Origin of the sequence: Streptomyces sp. NPDC050759, assembly GCF_044456945.1 — a bacterium.
GTDB lineage: Bacteria > Actinomycetota > Actinomycetes > Streptomycetales > Streptomycetaceae > Streptomyces.
This window is the reverse complement of the sequence record NZ_JBITGI010000005.1, coordinates 20,405-34,595: the sequence shown is the minus strand read 5'-3', so window position 1 is coordinate 34,595 and position 14,191 is coordinate 20,405. Positions and strand designations below refer to the sequence as shown.

Sequence of the window (14,191 nt, the reverse complement as noted above, 5' to 3'; positions counted from 1 at the left end):
GTCTGACACCCCGGTCGGAGACCCACCCCCCGGACACCTCCGCAGCCCAGCCGGAGGTCCACGGCACGGACGCGCCCCGGCCCGCGCCCCGCTCCCCGGACGCCTCCGCGGCCCTGCCCCCAGCCGGCGGCACGGTTCATCCGGTGCCCCGGCCCGCGCCCCGCCGCGCGGACACCTCCGCAGCCCAGCCGGAGGTCCACGGCACGGACGCGCCCCGGCCCGCGCCCCGCTCCCCGGACGCCTCCGCGGCTCTGCCCCCAGCCGGCGGCACGGTCCACCCGGTCCCCCGGCCCGGCCCCCACCCCCCGGCAGACGACCTGCTGACCCGGCTCAAGGCCTACGAAGGGCAACCCGCCGCCGTCGCCGGGGTCGGCAAGGACCCCGTCAACCTCCCCATGATCCGGCACTGGTGCGAAGCCCTGGGCGACGCCAACCCGGCCTACACCGGCCCCGATGCCGTCGCCCCGCCCACCATGCTCCAGGCCTGGACGATGGGCGGGCTGACCGGGCACACGGGCAGGTCATCGGCGTACGACGAACTCCTCGCGCTCCTCGACGAGTCGGGCTGCACGTCGGTCGTCGCCACCGACTGCGAGCAGGAGTACCTCCAGCCCCTGCGCCCCGGCGACCGGATCACCTTCGACACCGTCATCGAGTCGGTCTCGGGCCGCAAGGCCACCAAGCTCGGCACCGGCCACTTCGTCACGACACGCACCGACGTCCGCGTGGGCGAGAACCTCGTCGGCACCCACCGCTTCCGCATCCTCAAGTACGCGCCGGCACAGGGGAAGAAGACCCCTCCCCGGCCCCGGCGCCCCCGCCCCGTCGTCAACCGTGACAACGCGGGCTTCTGGGAAGGCGTCGAACAGCACCGACTCCTCATCCAGCGCTGCACCTCCTGCGCGACCCTCCGCTTCCCCTGGCTCCCGGGCTGCGCCCACTGCGGCGGCCCCGACTGGGACACGGTCGAGGCGAGCGGCGAGGGGACCGTCCACTCGTACGTCGTCATGCACCACCCGCCTTTCCCGGCCTTCGACCCTCCCTACGCCGTCGTGCTCGTGGAACTCGCGGAGGGCGTGCGGATGATCAGCAACGTGGTCGGGACGCCGTACGACAAGGTGCGGATCGGGATGCCGGTGCGGCTCGTCTTCCGGACGTACGACGGTGACCTCACCCTTCCCGTCTTCCGCGCCGGCGAGGAGGCCGCCGTCGCCGCCGAGGAGGCCGCTGAATGAGAAAGGGCGACGAACTGCCACCCCTCGAGATCCCGATCACCCGCACGCTGATCGTCGCGGGCGCGATCGCCTCCCGGGACTACCAGGACGTGCACCACGACCCGGAACTGGCCCGGCAGAAGGGCTCCCCGGACATCTTCATGAACATCCTCACGACGAACGGCCTGGTGGGGCGCTACATCACCGACCACTTCGGACCACGGACCGTGCTCAGGAAGGTGGCCATCAGGCTGGGAGCGCCCAACTACCCGGGGGACACGATGGTGTTGACCGGAACAATAGAAGCTCTCGAAGACGCCACCGTCACCGTCCGGATCGTGGGGACCAACGGCATCGGCAACCATGTGACCGGGACGGTCACCTTCTCGATGAGGGACGCCGAATGAGCGCACGCGCGCGTGACGCGCTCGGAGGCCGGGCCGCGATCGTCGGCATCGGGGCCACCGAGTTCTCCAAGGACTCCGGCCGCAGCGAACTGCGCCTGGCCGCCGAGGCGGTCCGCGCGGCGCTCGACGACGCGGGGCTCACGGCGGCCGACGTGGACGGCATGGTCACGTTCACGATGGACACCAGCCCGGAGATCACCGTGGCCCAGGCCTGCGGGATCGGCGAGCTGTCCTTCTTCTCGCGCGTCCACTACGGCGGCGGCGCGGCCTGCGCGACCGTCCAGCAGGCGGCGCTCGCGATCGCCGCGGGCGTGGCCGAGGTCGTGGTCTGCTACCGCGCCTTCAACGAACGCTCCGGCCGCCGCTTCGGCTCCGGCGTCCAGCACCGCGAACCCTCCGCCGAGGGGGTCGCCCTCGGCTGGTCCCTCCCCTTCGGCCTGCTCACCCCGGCCTCCTGGGTGGCGATGGCGGCCCAGCGCTATCTGTACACCTACGGCCTCGGCCCGGAGGCCTTCGGCCAGGTGGCGGTGACCGACCGCGCGTACGCGGCCACGAACCCGGCCGCCTGGTTCCACGGCCGCCCCATCACCCTCGCCGACCACGCGGCCTCCCGCTGGATCGTCGAGCCGCTCAAACTCCTGGACTGCTGCCAGGAGACCGACGGCGGCCAGGCGATCGTCGTCACGTCCCTGGCACGCGCGCGTGCCCTCCCCCACCGGCCCGCCGTCATCACGGCCGCCGCCCAGGGTGCGGGCCGCGCCCAGGAACAGATGACCAGCTTCTACCGCGACGACCTCACCGGCCTCCCCGAGATGAACGTCGTCGCCCGCCAGCTCTGGCGCACCTCCGGCCTGACCCCCCAGGACATCGACGTGGCGATCCTGTACGACCATTTCACCCCGTTCGTCCTGATGCAGCTGGAGGAGTTCGGCTTCTGCGCCCCGGGCGAGGCCGCGGACTTCGTACACCGGGCCGAGCTCCCCCTCAACACCCACGGCGGCCAACTGGGCGAGGCCTACCTCCACGGAATGAACGGCATCGCGGAAGCCGTACGCCAACTGCGGGGGACGGCCGTGAACCAGGTGCCGGAGGCGGAGCGCGCGCTGGTGACGGCAGGGACAGGGGTGCCCACGTCCGGGCTGGTGCTCGCCGGGGACGGGTAGCCCCCAGGGGTGATCCCGCAGTAGACGCGCCCCCCTCGTCCACCTTCAGGAGGTGGAGGCAGCCCCACCTCTACAACCTGAGGGGGAGTCTTCTTCGGCACCTGTGGCCGATGAGCGGGGGCGGGTGGCGAATCTAGCGTGGAGCCATGACCACACCCGTCTGCACCAGCGCTTCGAAGGCCGCCGTACCGGCGACGCAGACCCTCGCGTACCCCTCGTTCGCCTCGTACGTGAAGGCACGCCAGCCGGTGCTGCTGCGTACCGCCCGGTCGCTGACAGCGAACCCGAGCGACGCGGAGGACCTGCTGCAGACCGCCCTGACCAAGACCTACGTCGCCTGGGAGCGCATCGAGGACCACCGTGCCCTCGACGGCTATGTCCGCCGCGCCCTGCTGAACACGCGCACCTCGCAGTGGCGCAAGCGCAAGGTCGACGAGTTCGCGACCGACGAGATCCCCGAGCCCGACCCCGTGCCCGGCGACGACGACCCCGCCGAGCAGCAGGCGCTGCACGACGCGATGTGGCGGGCGATCATGAAACTGCCGGCGCGGCAGCGGGCCATGGTCGTCCTCAGGTACTACGAGGACCTCAGCGAGGTGCAGACGGCCGAGGTGCTCGGGGTCTCGGTCGGGACCGTGAAGTCGGCGGTGTCGCGTGCCCTGGGCAAGCTCCGCGAGGACCCCGAGCTGGTGCTCGCCCGCTAGGGAACGCCAGGGAACCGTTGGTGACGCTCGGCCGTTGTGAGGGCATCACGATCGACTGTCGTGAGGGCATCGTGACGTGATCGATCGCCCGGCTCTAGTGACATACCGCGCGGTATGTGCGCAGAATCGGCGCAACCCTTACTACCGCGTAGGCAATGTCGCCCCGGGAGGACGCCGTGCTGAGCACGATGCAGGACGTACCGCTGCTGATCTCCAGGATCCTGACCCACGGGTCGTCGATCCACGGCACCTCACAGGTGACCACCTGGACCGGCGAGCCGGAGCCGCACCGCCGCTCCTTCGCCGAGGTCGGCGCCCGCGCCGCCCAGCTGGCGCACGCCCTGCGCGAGGACCTCCAGGTCGCCGGGGACGAGCGGGTGGCGACCCTCATGTGGAACAACGCCGAGCATGTCGAGGCCTACTTCGCGATCCCCTCCATGGGCGCGGTGCTCCACACCCTCAACCTCCGCCTGCCGGCCGACCAGCTGGCCTTCATCGTGGGCCACGCGGCCGACCGGGTCGTCATCGCCAACGGCTCGCTGCTCCCCCTGCTCGCCCCGCTCCTCCCGCACCTCAAGACGGTCGAGCACGTGGTGGTCTCCGGCCCCGGCGACCGCACGGCCCTGGAGGGCTCCCACGCGCGCGTGCACGAGTACGAGGACCTGATCGCCGGCAAGCCCACCACCTACGACTGGCCCGAGCTGGACGAGCGCCAGGCCGCCTCCATGTGCTACACCTCCGGCACCACGGGCGACCCCAAGGGCGTGCTCTACAGCCACCGTTCGATCTATCTGCACTCCATGCAGGTCAACATGGCCCAGTCGATGGGCCTGACCGACCAGGACACCTCGCTCGTGGTCGTCCCCCAGTTCCACGTCAACGCCTGGGGCCTGCCGCACGCCACCTTCATGACCGGCGTCAACATGCTGATGCCGGACCGCTTCCTGCAGCCCGCGCCCCTCGCCGAGATGATCGAACGCGAGCGGCCGACCCACGCGGCCGCGGTCCCCACCATCTGGCAGGGCCTGCTCGGCGAACTCACCGCCAAGCCCCGTGACGTCTCCTCCCTCACCCAGGTCACCATCGGCGGCTCGGCCTGTCCGCCCTCCCTGATGGAGGCCTTCGACAAGCTGGGCATGCGGGTCTGCCACGCCTGGGGCATGACGGAGACCTCCCCGCTCGGCACCGTCGCGCGCCCGCCGGCCCACGTGGCCGGCACACCCGAGGAGTTCGCCTACCGCCTCACCCAGGGCCGCTTCCCGGCCGGCGTCGAGGCCCGCCTCAGCGGCCCCGGCGGCGAGCGCCTCCCCTGGGACGGCGAGTCCGCGGGCGAGCTGGAGGTCCGCGGCCCCTGGATCGCGGGCGCCTACTACAACGGCCCGGACACCGAACCCCTGCGCCCCGCCGACAAGTTCAGCGAGGACGGCTGGCTGAAGACCGGCGACGTCGGCACCATCTCCGCCGACGGCTTCCTCACCCTCACCGACCGCGCCAAGGACGTCATCAAGTCCGGCGGCGAGTGGATCTCCTCGGTCGAGCTGGAGAACGCCCTGATGTCCCACCCGGACGTCACCGAGGCCGCCGTCGTCGCCGTCCCCGACGACAAGTGGGGCGAGCGCCCGCTGGCCACGGTCGTCCTCAAGGAGGGCTCCACCGCCGACTTCGAGTCCCTGCGCGCCTTCCTCGCGAGCGACGTCTGCAAGATCGCCAAGTGGCAGCTCCCGGAGCGCTGGTCGATCATCGAGGCGGTCCCGAAGACGAGTGTCGGAAAGTTCGACAAAAAGGTGATCCGCAAGCGGTACGCGGAGGGGGAGCTGGACGTCACCCAGCTCTGAGACGGCGAGGGGCACGGGAGCAGGGCACCGCGGCCTGACCAGGGGTCCTGCTCCCCGTACAACAACCGTCACCGGGCAACTGTTGTGCAACAACCCTCACCGCCGTACCGACGTGGCGAGCCACCCCAACCCCAGCCACACTCCCGCCACGGCGCACACCCCGCCCCAGCCCCACCATCCGAAGGCCGACCCGGCGAGCGCGGACGCCGTCGCGCCGCCGGCGAAACCCGCCCCGACATACGCCGTGTTGGCGGTGGCCGGGGTCGAGGTCGTCGTCAGGGCGACGGCTGGTTGGCGACGTGGGAGGCGACCAGGGCCGCGTGGACGGCGATCGCCGCGACGAACAGGGCCCAACCGCAACGACCACCGGGCCATGTCCTCGGTCCGTACGCAGGCCCCGCGGGCTACGCCGCGAGGGCGGCCGGGGCCGGCCGGCTGGGACGCGCGGAGCGGGACGGGGCGGAGCGGGACGGGGCGGAGCGGAGCGGGACGGGACGGGACGGGGCGGAGCGGGACGGGACGGGGCGGGATCAACGGGGTCGGTCGTCAAAGAGCTAGAGCTCCCGATGACGGCCGAGATCGCGAAGCCCCGCGCCGAACCGCCGCCCGACCGGGTCACCGCGACCGGGCTGACGACCGGGCCGACGACCGGTCCTAGTTGGTGCCGATCCGCGCCAGCAGGTCCACGATGCGCGACTGCACCTCGGCGCTGGTCGACCGTTCGGCGAGGAACAGGACCGTCTCACCGGAGGCCAGCCGAGGCAGATCGGCCTGATCCACCGCCGCGGTGTACACGACCAACGGAGTGCGATTCAGCTGCCCGTTCGCCCGCAGCCAGTCCACGATCCCGGCCCGCCGACGGTGCACCTGCATGAGGTCCATCACCACGAGGTTCGGCCTGAGCTGCCCCGCGAGCGTCACGGCATCCGTGTCACTCGCGGCCCGCGCCACCTGCATCCCCCGCCGCTCCAGCGTCGCGGTCAGCGCCAGCGCGATCTCCGCGTGCTCCTCGATCAGCAGCACGCGCGGCGGGTGCTGCTCGCTGTCCCGCGGCGCCAGCGCCTTCAGCAGTACGGCGGGATCGGCGCCGTACGCCGCCTCCCGCGAGGCCTGCCCGAGTCCGGCGGTCACCATGATCGGCACCTCGGACGCCACCGCCGCCTGCCGCAGCGACTGGAGCGCGGTCCGCGTGATCGGCCCGGTCAGCGGGTCCACGAACAGGGCGGCGGGGAAGGCCGCGATCTGCGCGTCGACCTCCTCGCGGGACTGCACGATGACCGGCCGGTACCCACGGTCGCTGAGCGCCTGCTGGGTCGTCACGTCCGGCGCGGGCCACACCAGCAGCCGCCGCGGGTTGTCCAGCGGCTCCGGGGGCAGTTCGTCGTCCATCGGCTGCGGCCGGGGGGTGTGCGGGATCTCGACGGCCCCGCCGGGACCGTCCAGCGGCTCGGGCCCCTCGGCGGCGTTCTCGTCCGGCGCCCCTATGGCGTACGACCGTCCGGCCGCCTCCGTGGCGTGCGTGAGCCGCGACTGCCCGGCCGGCGACGGCTGCGGGGTCTGCGCCGGTGTCGCTACGGCCTGCTCGGCCGCCGGATGCGGACGTGCCCCCGGCTCCGGGGCCGCGGTGGCAGCGGGGTCCGGCCGGGTGCCGAGCTTGCGCCGCCGCCCCGAACCACCGGACTGCTGCGGGGCAGGCGTGGCCGTCCCCGGCTGCTGCACCTGGGCCGCCTGCCGGGTGAACGGGACCCCCTGACCGAGGGTGCGCACGCTGATCGCCCGGCCCTGGGTGGAGTTCGGGTCGACGGGTGCGGCCGCGGCTTCGGCCGGCAGCGGCTGCGCGACCCGCGCCTGCAGGGGCGTGCCGGGCGGCGGAGTGGGCTGACCGGCTTCGGGGGCCTGCGCCGGCTGGGGGGCGGGCTGGTTCGGGGGTACGGCGGTGGCGGCGCCGTTCGCCGGTACGGGCGTGGCGGCGCCGGAAGTGTCGTGGCTGGGCCACGGTTGGGGAGCGGGCGTGGCCTGCGACTGGGCCGGTGCCGGTACCGATGCCTGCGGCTGGGGCGTCTCGGTGGGGAGGGGCTGGTTGGGGGTGAGGCCGGGCTGGGCCGGGGCCGCCTGGAGGGGCGAGGCCGGGGAGGGTGCGGTCTGCGGAGCCAGGCCGACCCGTCCGGTCGCGTTCTGGACGGGGACACCCGGGAACTGGGCCGACGGCACCGCGCCGGATGCGGCTGCTTCGCCACCCTGTCCGGGCGCCTCGGCGGGCTGGGCCACGGCCCGTCGGCGGCGGCCCGTCGGCGCGTTGGTGGGGTGCGGCTGCGGAGGGGTGTGGTCGTCGGCCTGGTCGTGCGGCACGGCGTCGTGCCGACCGTCGTCACCGTGACCGTCGCCGGGGACTTGGGCGAGACCGTTGGCCGGAACGGGGGCCGGGGCCTGGCCGGTGGGCTGCACCTGACCCGGGACCTGCGCCTGTCCCGGTGCCAGTGCCTGTCCTGGTGCCTGTGCCTGCCCGGCCACCTGTACCTCACCCGGGAGTTGCGCCGAGCTCGGATGACCTTGGCCGGGGGCCTGAGTGTGACCCGGGGCCTGACCTTGCGCGGGGACCTGCGCCTGCCCCGGGGCATGGATCTGGCCGGGTACCTGGCCTTGCCCAGGTACCTGCATCTGACCCGGGAGCTGTCCCAAGCCCTGGCCCGGGACGCGAGCCGGATCGGCGACCTGAGTCGGCCCTGTGACCTGGTTCGGCACCTGGCCTTGGCTCGGGGCCTGTGGCTGGCCCGGCGCCTGGATCTGTCCGGGTACCTGCATCTGTCCGGGGAGCTGTTCCATGCCCTGGCCCGGGACCTGAGCCGGGCCTGTGACCTGGTTCGGCACCTGGCCCTGGCTCTGAACCCGAGCTTGCCCCGGAACCGGGACCGGGACCTGAGCCTGCCCCGGAACCTGCGACCCCGTTGTCTGCCCCTGCCCCTGGCTCTGCCTCTGTCCCTGGGCCTGGGCGGCCGGCGTCAGTCCCGACGCGGACGCGTCGTCGGACGGTCGGTCCGCATCGGCGGGCGGGAGCGCGAACACCGCGCGGGGGGCCGCCTCCTGCGCGGCCGCGCGCTCCGACGCGGCGGCGAGGGCGCGCCGTCGGCGCCCGTCCTGCTGCGGTACGCCCGTGCCGGACGAACCCTGCCCGGCGACCGCGAGCTCCCCCTGCGCCTGGCCCGGTTCGGCGGAGCCGCCTGCGGGCAACGCCGCCGGCAGCGCGTGCTGTTCGCCGCCGTCGTTCAGGGCCCGACGGCCGGCCGGCACGGGCACGCCCTGCGGCGGCACGGTCCCGCCGAGACCGGTACCCGCGGCGGCGGATCCGGCGCCATGCTCGGCGGCCATCACCACGGCACCCTCGGACACATCGGCTTCGGCGGGCCGAGCGCGGCGCCGCCCCGTACCGCCGGAGCCGTCCCCGTCGTCGCCGGAGGCCTGCGCCGGTACGGACACGGGCTGTTCCCGCTCAGCCGCCGCCCGCCGCCTGCGCCGCCCGGTGGGCGCCACGGATTCGTCGGTCTCGGCCGGGACGTCGGCGTCCAGGAAGGAGTCGGTGGAGGAGCGCCGGGCCCGCCGCCGCCCGCCACCCTCGGCAGAGGCGGTCCCCGCGGGGCCGGTCTCCACGGGGGCGGCTTCCTGGGGCGCGGCCTCCAGCGCGGCCGGACCGGGAACCGCGACGGCCCCCGCCCCACCGCCGATGGGCACTTCGAGGACGTACGCGCTGCCGCTCATGCCCGGCACCTCGTGCGTCTGCAGCACACCGCCGTGGGCGCGCACGATCCCGCGCACGATCGGCTCGTGGACCGGGTCTCCCCCGGCGTACGGCCCGCGCACCTCGATCCGTACGCCTTCACCGCGCTGTGCGGCCGCCACCACGACCGTGTTGTCCATGTAACCGCCCGCGGACACGGGAGAGTTCCCGGTCGCGTCGACCCCGGCCACGTCGGCGATGAGATGCGCGAGCGCGGTCGCGAGGCGCTGGGCGTCGACCTCGGCCTCGATGGGCGGCGCGTGCACGGCGAACTGGACGCGCCCCGGCCCGATGAGTTCGACCGCACCGTCCACACCGGCGGCGACGACCGCGTCGAGCATGACGTTCGTACGGACGATGTCGTCGGTGCCGGCGTCGAGTCGCTGGTAGCCGAGGACGTTGTCGATGAGGTTGGTGATGCGGGAGTAGCCGGCTGAGAGGTGGTGCAGGACCTGGTTGGCCTCGGGCCACAGCTGTCCGGCGTCGTCGGCGGCGAGAGCGGACAGTTCGCGGCGCAGTTCGTCGAGGGGCCCGCGCAGGGAGCGGCCGAGCAGGGTGAGGAGCTGGTCGTGTCGCCCGGCGAGGGCTTCGTAGCGGTCCTTCTCCCGCTCACCGAGCGCGGCGTACCGCTCCTCACCTGAGGCGATTTCCTCGTCGTGCCGCTCCTGGAGCTCCTCCAGTTCGGTGATGTGCTTCTGCCGCAGCGCGGTGAGTTCGGAGGCGTGCTCCTCCTCGAGCCGCTCCAGCTCCGCCGCGTGGGCCTTCTCGGCAGCGGTCTTCTCGTCGGCGAGCGAGTCGTAGGGCCGCCGGTCGGTGAAGGTGAGCACGGCGCCGACGAGCTGGTCGCCGTCGCGCACCGGCGCGGTCGTCAGGTCCACCGGGACCTTCTCGTCCTTCTTCGACCACAGCACCTGTCCGCGCACCCGGTGCTTGCGCCCGGAGCGCAGCGTGTCGGCGAGGGGGGACTCCTCGTACGGGAAGGGGGTGCCGTCGGCGCGGGAGTGCAGGATGAGGTCGTGGAGCTCGCGGCCACCGAGGTCACTGGCCCGGTAACCCAGTATCTGGGCGGCGGCCGGGTTGACGAGCACGATCCGCCCGTCGGTGTCGGTCCCTACGACCCCCTCCGAGGCGGCCCGCAGGATCATCTCGGTCTGCCGCTGCGACCGTGCCAGCTCGGCCTCGGTGTCCACGGTCCCGGTGAGGTCGCGTACGACGAGCATGAGCAGCTCGTCACCGCTGTAGCCGTAACCGTCGTAGGCCTGCTGGCCGTTCTCCAGATTGGCGCTGGTGACCTCGACGGGGAACTCGGTGCCGTCGGTCCGCCGGGCGACCATCCGGGTCGGCTTGGTGCGCCCGCGCGGGTCCATGTGGTCGGGCCGCCGCATGGAGCCCGGGATGAGCCGCGAGTCGAAGTGCGGCAGCAGATCCAGCAGCCCGCGCCCGACCAGCGCGGTGCCCGGCGCCTCGAACGCCTCGAGCGCGATGGTGTTGGCGTTGACGACGGTCCCATTGGCGTTGACCAGCACCAACGCATCGGGAAGCGCGTCGAGTATGGCTGCGAGGCGAGCAGCGCCTCGGGATGGCCTGCTGCTCACGAGACGCTTCCTCCCTGTTACCGCATCTTGCCGACCGTTCGGGCCATCTTGCCAAGGGGCCCGCGACGTGTCACGCGAGGGAGTCTAAGCGCAGCCGTTGTGCGGAGGGTGCTGGATGAGAGGGAGGTCGCACGACGAAGTGAAGTAGAACGTGTGACCGCCTCTCGGTGACTAGGTGTCCATGCTGGGGAGGAGCGGCACGAACCGGTCCCAGCGCGCGATGTCGCACCCGTCGCTCCGGTCGAACCAGGTGTCCACGGGGCGCCCGGCCCAGATGCCCGTGACGTGGGCGGTGGCGGGGCCGCCGTAGAGCATGGTGCAGAAGCTGCCCTCGGGGACGGGGGCGAAGGTGTCCTTCCCCCACCGGGTGTTCCGCTCCAGGGCGGCGCAGGCGCCGGCGAGGTCGGGGTGGGTGCCGCGGATGGGGTGGCAGTCGACCTCGAACGTCCCGTCGGCGCCGACGCCCGCGTCCCGGACGGTGACGGTGAGATGGTCGCCGCCGTCGGTGTACGCCGACGCGTGGGTGGGGGCGAGGGCGGCGACGAACAGGGGGAGGGGGCTCAACCGTGCGAGCCGGCCGAGCCGGGTGACGTATGACATGCCCTGACTAACGCCGGACGGCGCCGTACGTTGCGCGGGAGTACTTTGCCCTGTGCCCCGCCCGCCTAGTACCGTGGGAACCGATTGGTGGCACGACCTTCGACTGTGTCATCATCTGCACGCACCACTCGCGCTCGCGCGGGCGGCTGTGCTGGAGGCGTCGCCTAGTCCGGTCTATGGCGCCGCACTGCTAATGCGGTTTGGGACTTCAATCCCATCGAGGGTTCAAATCCCTCCGCCTCCGCGCAAGATCACCGAAGCCCCGGTCCGAGCGACCGGGGCTTCGTCGTTGTCCCCCACCCGGATGGGTGTTTCCGCAGCTCACAAGGGCTACGGCAAACGGATTTCACATGCGACCGGCAGTCATGTAATGTTCTTCCTGTCGCCGCGAGCGGCCCGGAGGGGCAAGGAACGGCGAGAAAACAGAACAAGCACTCGTAGCTTAACGGATAGAGCATCTGACTACGGATCAGAAGGTTGCAGGTTCGAATCCTGCCGAGTGCACAGCAGTTCAAAGCCCCCTCGGGATCATTTCTGAGGGGGCTTTGTCATGCTGTACTCCAGCGAAGAACCGGCAACCAGCAACCGGCAGCACCCCACAGCCGGCTCTCATCGCCCTCCCAGGAGCCAGAACCCCAGTCCCTCCAGAGTTGGGCAGCCGGGACCGTGCCGGCTGCATCTGGCGATTCCGGTCTGCGCGGAGTGGCGTTTCCCTACGCTTGGTTTGCGGTACAAGCAAAGCCGCAGCCCGAGGAGTTGTGGATGAGTGCGGAGATCGTTCAGTTCGTGGGCCAGGCAGGCCCGTACCTGACGGCAGCCCTGGGGGCCTACGGCGCGGGAGTGTTGACCCGGACCGAGAACGCTGCGGTCGAGGCGACGGCGAATGTGGGGCGGCGGATGCTGCAGGCGGTATGGCGTCGTCGGGACGAGCCGGGGCGTGCCGCACTGGAGGCGGCTGTGCAGGACGCGGCTGAGGCGACCGACGATGAGGACGCGGCTGCAGCACTGCGGCAACAGCTCAGGCGTGCGGTACGCGAGGACGCGGAGTTGTTGCGGGAACTGGTCGAGCTGCTGCCCGCCACCAGTGGGCCGGTGACGGTGACCGCGTCGGGTGAGCGGGCCATCGCCGCCCAGACGATCGGTACTGCGATCACCGGTGACAACACCACGCTCAGGCCGTGAGCAGTGATCAGCTGTCCACGTCGAGTGGGCCACAGGCCTCCGGTCCCCGATCGGTCGCTGCCGCCGGCAGCATCGCGGTAGCGATCACTGGCGATGGCGCCCGGGTGGTGATGCTGCCGCCGGAGGCGGTGCGGTGGGCACGGGAGGTGAGCGCGCCGCCGGGGGCAGCGAATCTGCCGGGGTCCGCGTCGGGCGTGTTCGTCGGCCGGGACCAGGAACTGAAGCGGCTGCGGGAGCTGCTGGCCCGGGAGGGCGAGGCCGCGGTGACTCAAGCACCGTCCCGGACACGGGCCATCCACGGGCTGGGCGGGATCGGGAAGAGTTCGCTCGCGCTGCACTATGCCCATGCGTACCGGCGGGACTACACGCTGGTGTGGTGGATCACCGCCGACTCCACCGAACAGATCGTCACGGGTCTGGCCACGCTGGCAGTGAGGCTGTGCCCGCAATGGGCGGCAGCAGTGGGCGTGGAAGAGCGTGCGGCATGGGCGATCGTGTGGCTGCAGTGGCATCCGGGCTGGCTTCTGGTCTTCGACAACGTCGAGGAACCGACGGACCTGCGCCACTACCTTGGCGCCCTGGCGGACGGCCATCACCTGGCCACCAGCCGGAAGGCAACCGGCTGGCACACCATCGCCCCGACGATGGCCCTGGGCCTGATGGACCCGGACGCGTCCGCCGACCTGCTGTGCACACTCGCCCTCGGCCAGGGACAGCCGACCCCGGAACAGCGACGCCAGGCCAATGATCTGGCCGCCGAGCTCGGGTATCTGCCGTTGGCGCTTGAGCAGGTGGGGGCCTACCTCTACCAGACCGGTACCGCTCTGGGCGTGTACCGGCACTTGCTGGGACGGGGCCTCGACAGGGCGGCGGACGGCACCGACCCGGAACGCACGATCGCGCGCATCTGGCTCCACACCCTGACCGCGATCGAAGGCCGTGATCCGCTCGCCGTCAAACTCCTGTACACGATCGCATGGCTGGCCCCCGATGACATCCCCCGGACTCTCCTTGCCACGCCGGCCACCGACCCGATCGCGCTGGGCGATGCGCTGGGCGTGCTCCACGCCTACAACATGATCGCCTTCACCGCCGACCGCCAGGGCGTCACGGTGCACCGCCTGGTGCAGATGGTGGTACGCGCCCGCGCCACTTCTGACCCCAGCGCCGTCCCCCTGGGCCGGCAGGAGGCCGAGCAGGCTCTGAAGCAGGCCGTCCCCGACGGGAACGCCGCTGCCACGGAGGCGAACACGCGGTGGGAACGTCTGCTCCCCCATGTCTTCGCCCTGGCCGAATCCGCACCACCGAGCCGCCCCGCCTCAACCGAGACCACCGGCATCTACCGCGCTGCCGCCCTGTACCTGTTCCGGCAGGGCCGCGATGCCCACTCCATCCCCCTGCGCACCGCTGTCCTTACGCAGTCTGAGCGGGTGCTGGGTGACACCCATCCCGACACCCTGATCACGCGCAGCAACCTGGCCCGGGCCTACGGGGAGGTGGGGGATCTGGAGCGGGCCATCCCGTTGTTCGAGTCCACCCTCGCCCAGCAGGAGCGGGTGCTGGGTGACGCCCACCCCGACACCCTGATCACGCGCAGCAACCTGGCCGGTGCCTACGGGGACGTGGGGGATCTGGAGCGGGCCATCCCGTTGTTCGAGTCCACCCTCGCCCAGCAGGAGCGGGTGCTGGGTGACGCCCACCCCGACACCCTGATCACGC

The 14,191-nt window shown here is 72.2% G+C and carries 9 protein-coding genes, 2 tRNA genes and 1 pseudogene; 9 read left to right on the top strand and 3 right to left on the bottom strand.

What is annotated here, in order from left to right:
* Positions 1-251: 251 nt before the first annotated feature.
* The 5 genes from ACIBJB_RS16720 to ACIBJB_RS16700 all read left to right on the top strand — a co-directional run bounded on the left by ACIBJB_RS16720 (position 252) and on the right by ACIBJB_RS16700 (position 5,323).
* Positions 252-1,235 (top strand): bifunctional MaoC family dehydratase N-terminal/OB-fold nucleic acid binding domain-containing protein, encoded by a 984-nt coding sequence (locus ACIBJB_RS16720; protein WP_398931987.1) that lies wholly within the window; start codon positions 252-254, stop codon positions 1,233-1,235.
* Positions 1,232-1,621 carry a MaoC family dehydratase gene (locus ACIBJB_RS16715; RefSeq protein WP_398931087.1) on the top strand — a complete coding sequence of 130 codons (390 nt, stop codon included), beginning with the start codon at positions 1,232-1,234 and terminating at the stop codon, positions 1,619-1,621. Before ACIBJB_RS16720 ends, ACIBJB_RS16715 begins: the two co-directional genes overlap by 4 nt.
* Positions 1,618-2,784 carry a lipid-transfer protein gene (locus tag ACIBJB_RS16710; protein WP_398931085.1) on the top strand — a complete coding sequence of 389 codons (1,167 nt, stop codon included), beginning with the start codon at positions 1,618-1,620 and terminating at the stop codon, positions 2,782-2,784. The genes ACIBJB_RS16715 and ACIBJB_RS16710 overlap by 4 nt, the downstream gene beginning before the upstream one ends.
* A gap of 146 nt (positions 2,785-2,930) precedes the next feature.
* Entirely contained in the window at positions 2,931-3,488 is a 558-nt protein-coding gene (locus tag ACIBJB_RS16705) for a SigE family RNA polymerase sigma factor (RefSeq protein ID WP_057609235.1), read from the top strand.
* A 155-nt stretch (positions 3,489-3,643) separates the two neighbouring features.
* Positions 3,644-5,323, top strand: a complete 1,680-nt coding sequence (locus tag ACIBJB_RS16700) for a long-chain fatty acid--CoA ligase (protein WP_398931082.1) — start codon at positions 3,644-3,646, stop codon at positions 5,321-5,323.
* A 96-nt stretch (positions 5,324-5,419) separates the two neighbouring features.
* Here the strand turns inward: ACIBJB_RS16700 and ACIBJB_RS16695 are convergent.
* The 3 genes and pseudogenes from ACIBJB_RS16695 to ACIBJB_RS16685 form a co-directional block, all read right to left on the bottom strand.
* Positions 5,420-5,706: pseudogene (locus tag ACIBJB_RS16695) on the bottom strand (hypothetical protein); the annotation flags it as partial.
* Between the two features lie 271 nt (positions 5,707-5,977).
* Positions 5,978-10,690 (bottom strand): PAS domain-containing protein, encoded by a 4,713-nt coding sequence (locus ACIBJB_RS16690; RefSeq protein WP_398931080.1) that lies wholly within the window; start codon positions 10,688-10,690, stop codon positions 5,978-5,980.
* A 171-nt stretch (positions 10,691-10,861) separates the two neighbouring features.
* On the bottom strand, positions 10,862-11,290 hold the full coding sequence (locus tag ACIBJB_RS16685; RefSeq protein WP_398931078.1) for an SSI family serine proteinase inhibitor: 429 nt from the start codon (positions 11,288-11,290) through the stop codon (positions 10,862-10,864).
* A 153-nt stretch (positions 11,291-11,443) separates the two neighbouring features.
* Between ACIBJB_RS16685 and ACIBJB_RS16680 the strand changes: the two genes are divergently transcribed.
* The 4 genes from ACIBJB_RS16680 to ACIBJB_RS16665 form a co-directional block, all read left to right on the top strand.
* Positions 11,444-11,534: transfer RNA gene (locus ACIBJB_RS16680), tRNA-Ser, on the top strand.
* A gap of 187 nt (positions 11,535-11,721) precedes the next feature.
* Positions 11,722-11,794 (top strand) — tRNA-Arg (locus ACIBJB_RS16675).
* 258 nt (positions 11,795-12,052) lie between these two features.
* On the top strand, positions 12,053-12,472 hold the full coding sequence (locus tag ACIBJB_RS16670; RefSeq protein ID WP_398931076.1) for a hypothetical protein: 420 nt from the start codon (positions 12,053-12,055) through the stop codon (positions 12,470-12,472).
* The coding region (locus tag ACIBJB_RS16665) for a tetratricopeptide repeat protein (RefSeq protein WP_398931074.1) at positions 12,469-14,191 on the top strand (1,723 nt) is incomplete at its 3' end. The genes ACIBJB_RS16670 and ACIBJB_RS16665, both read left to right, overlap by 4 nt.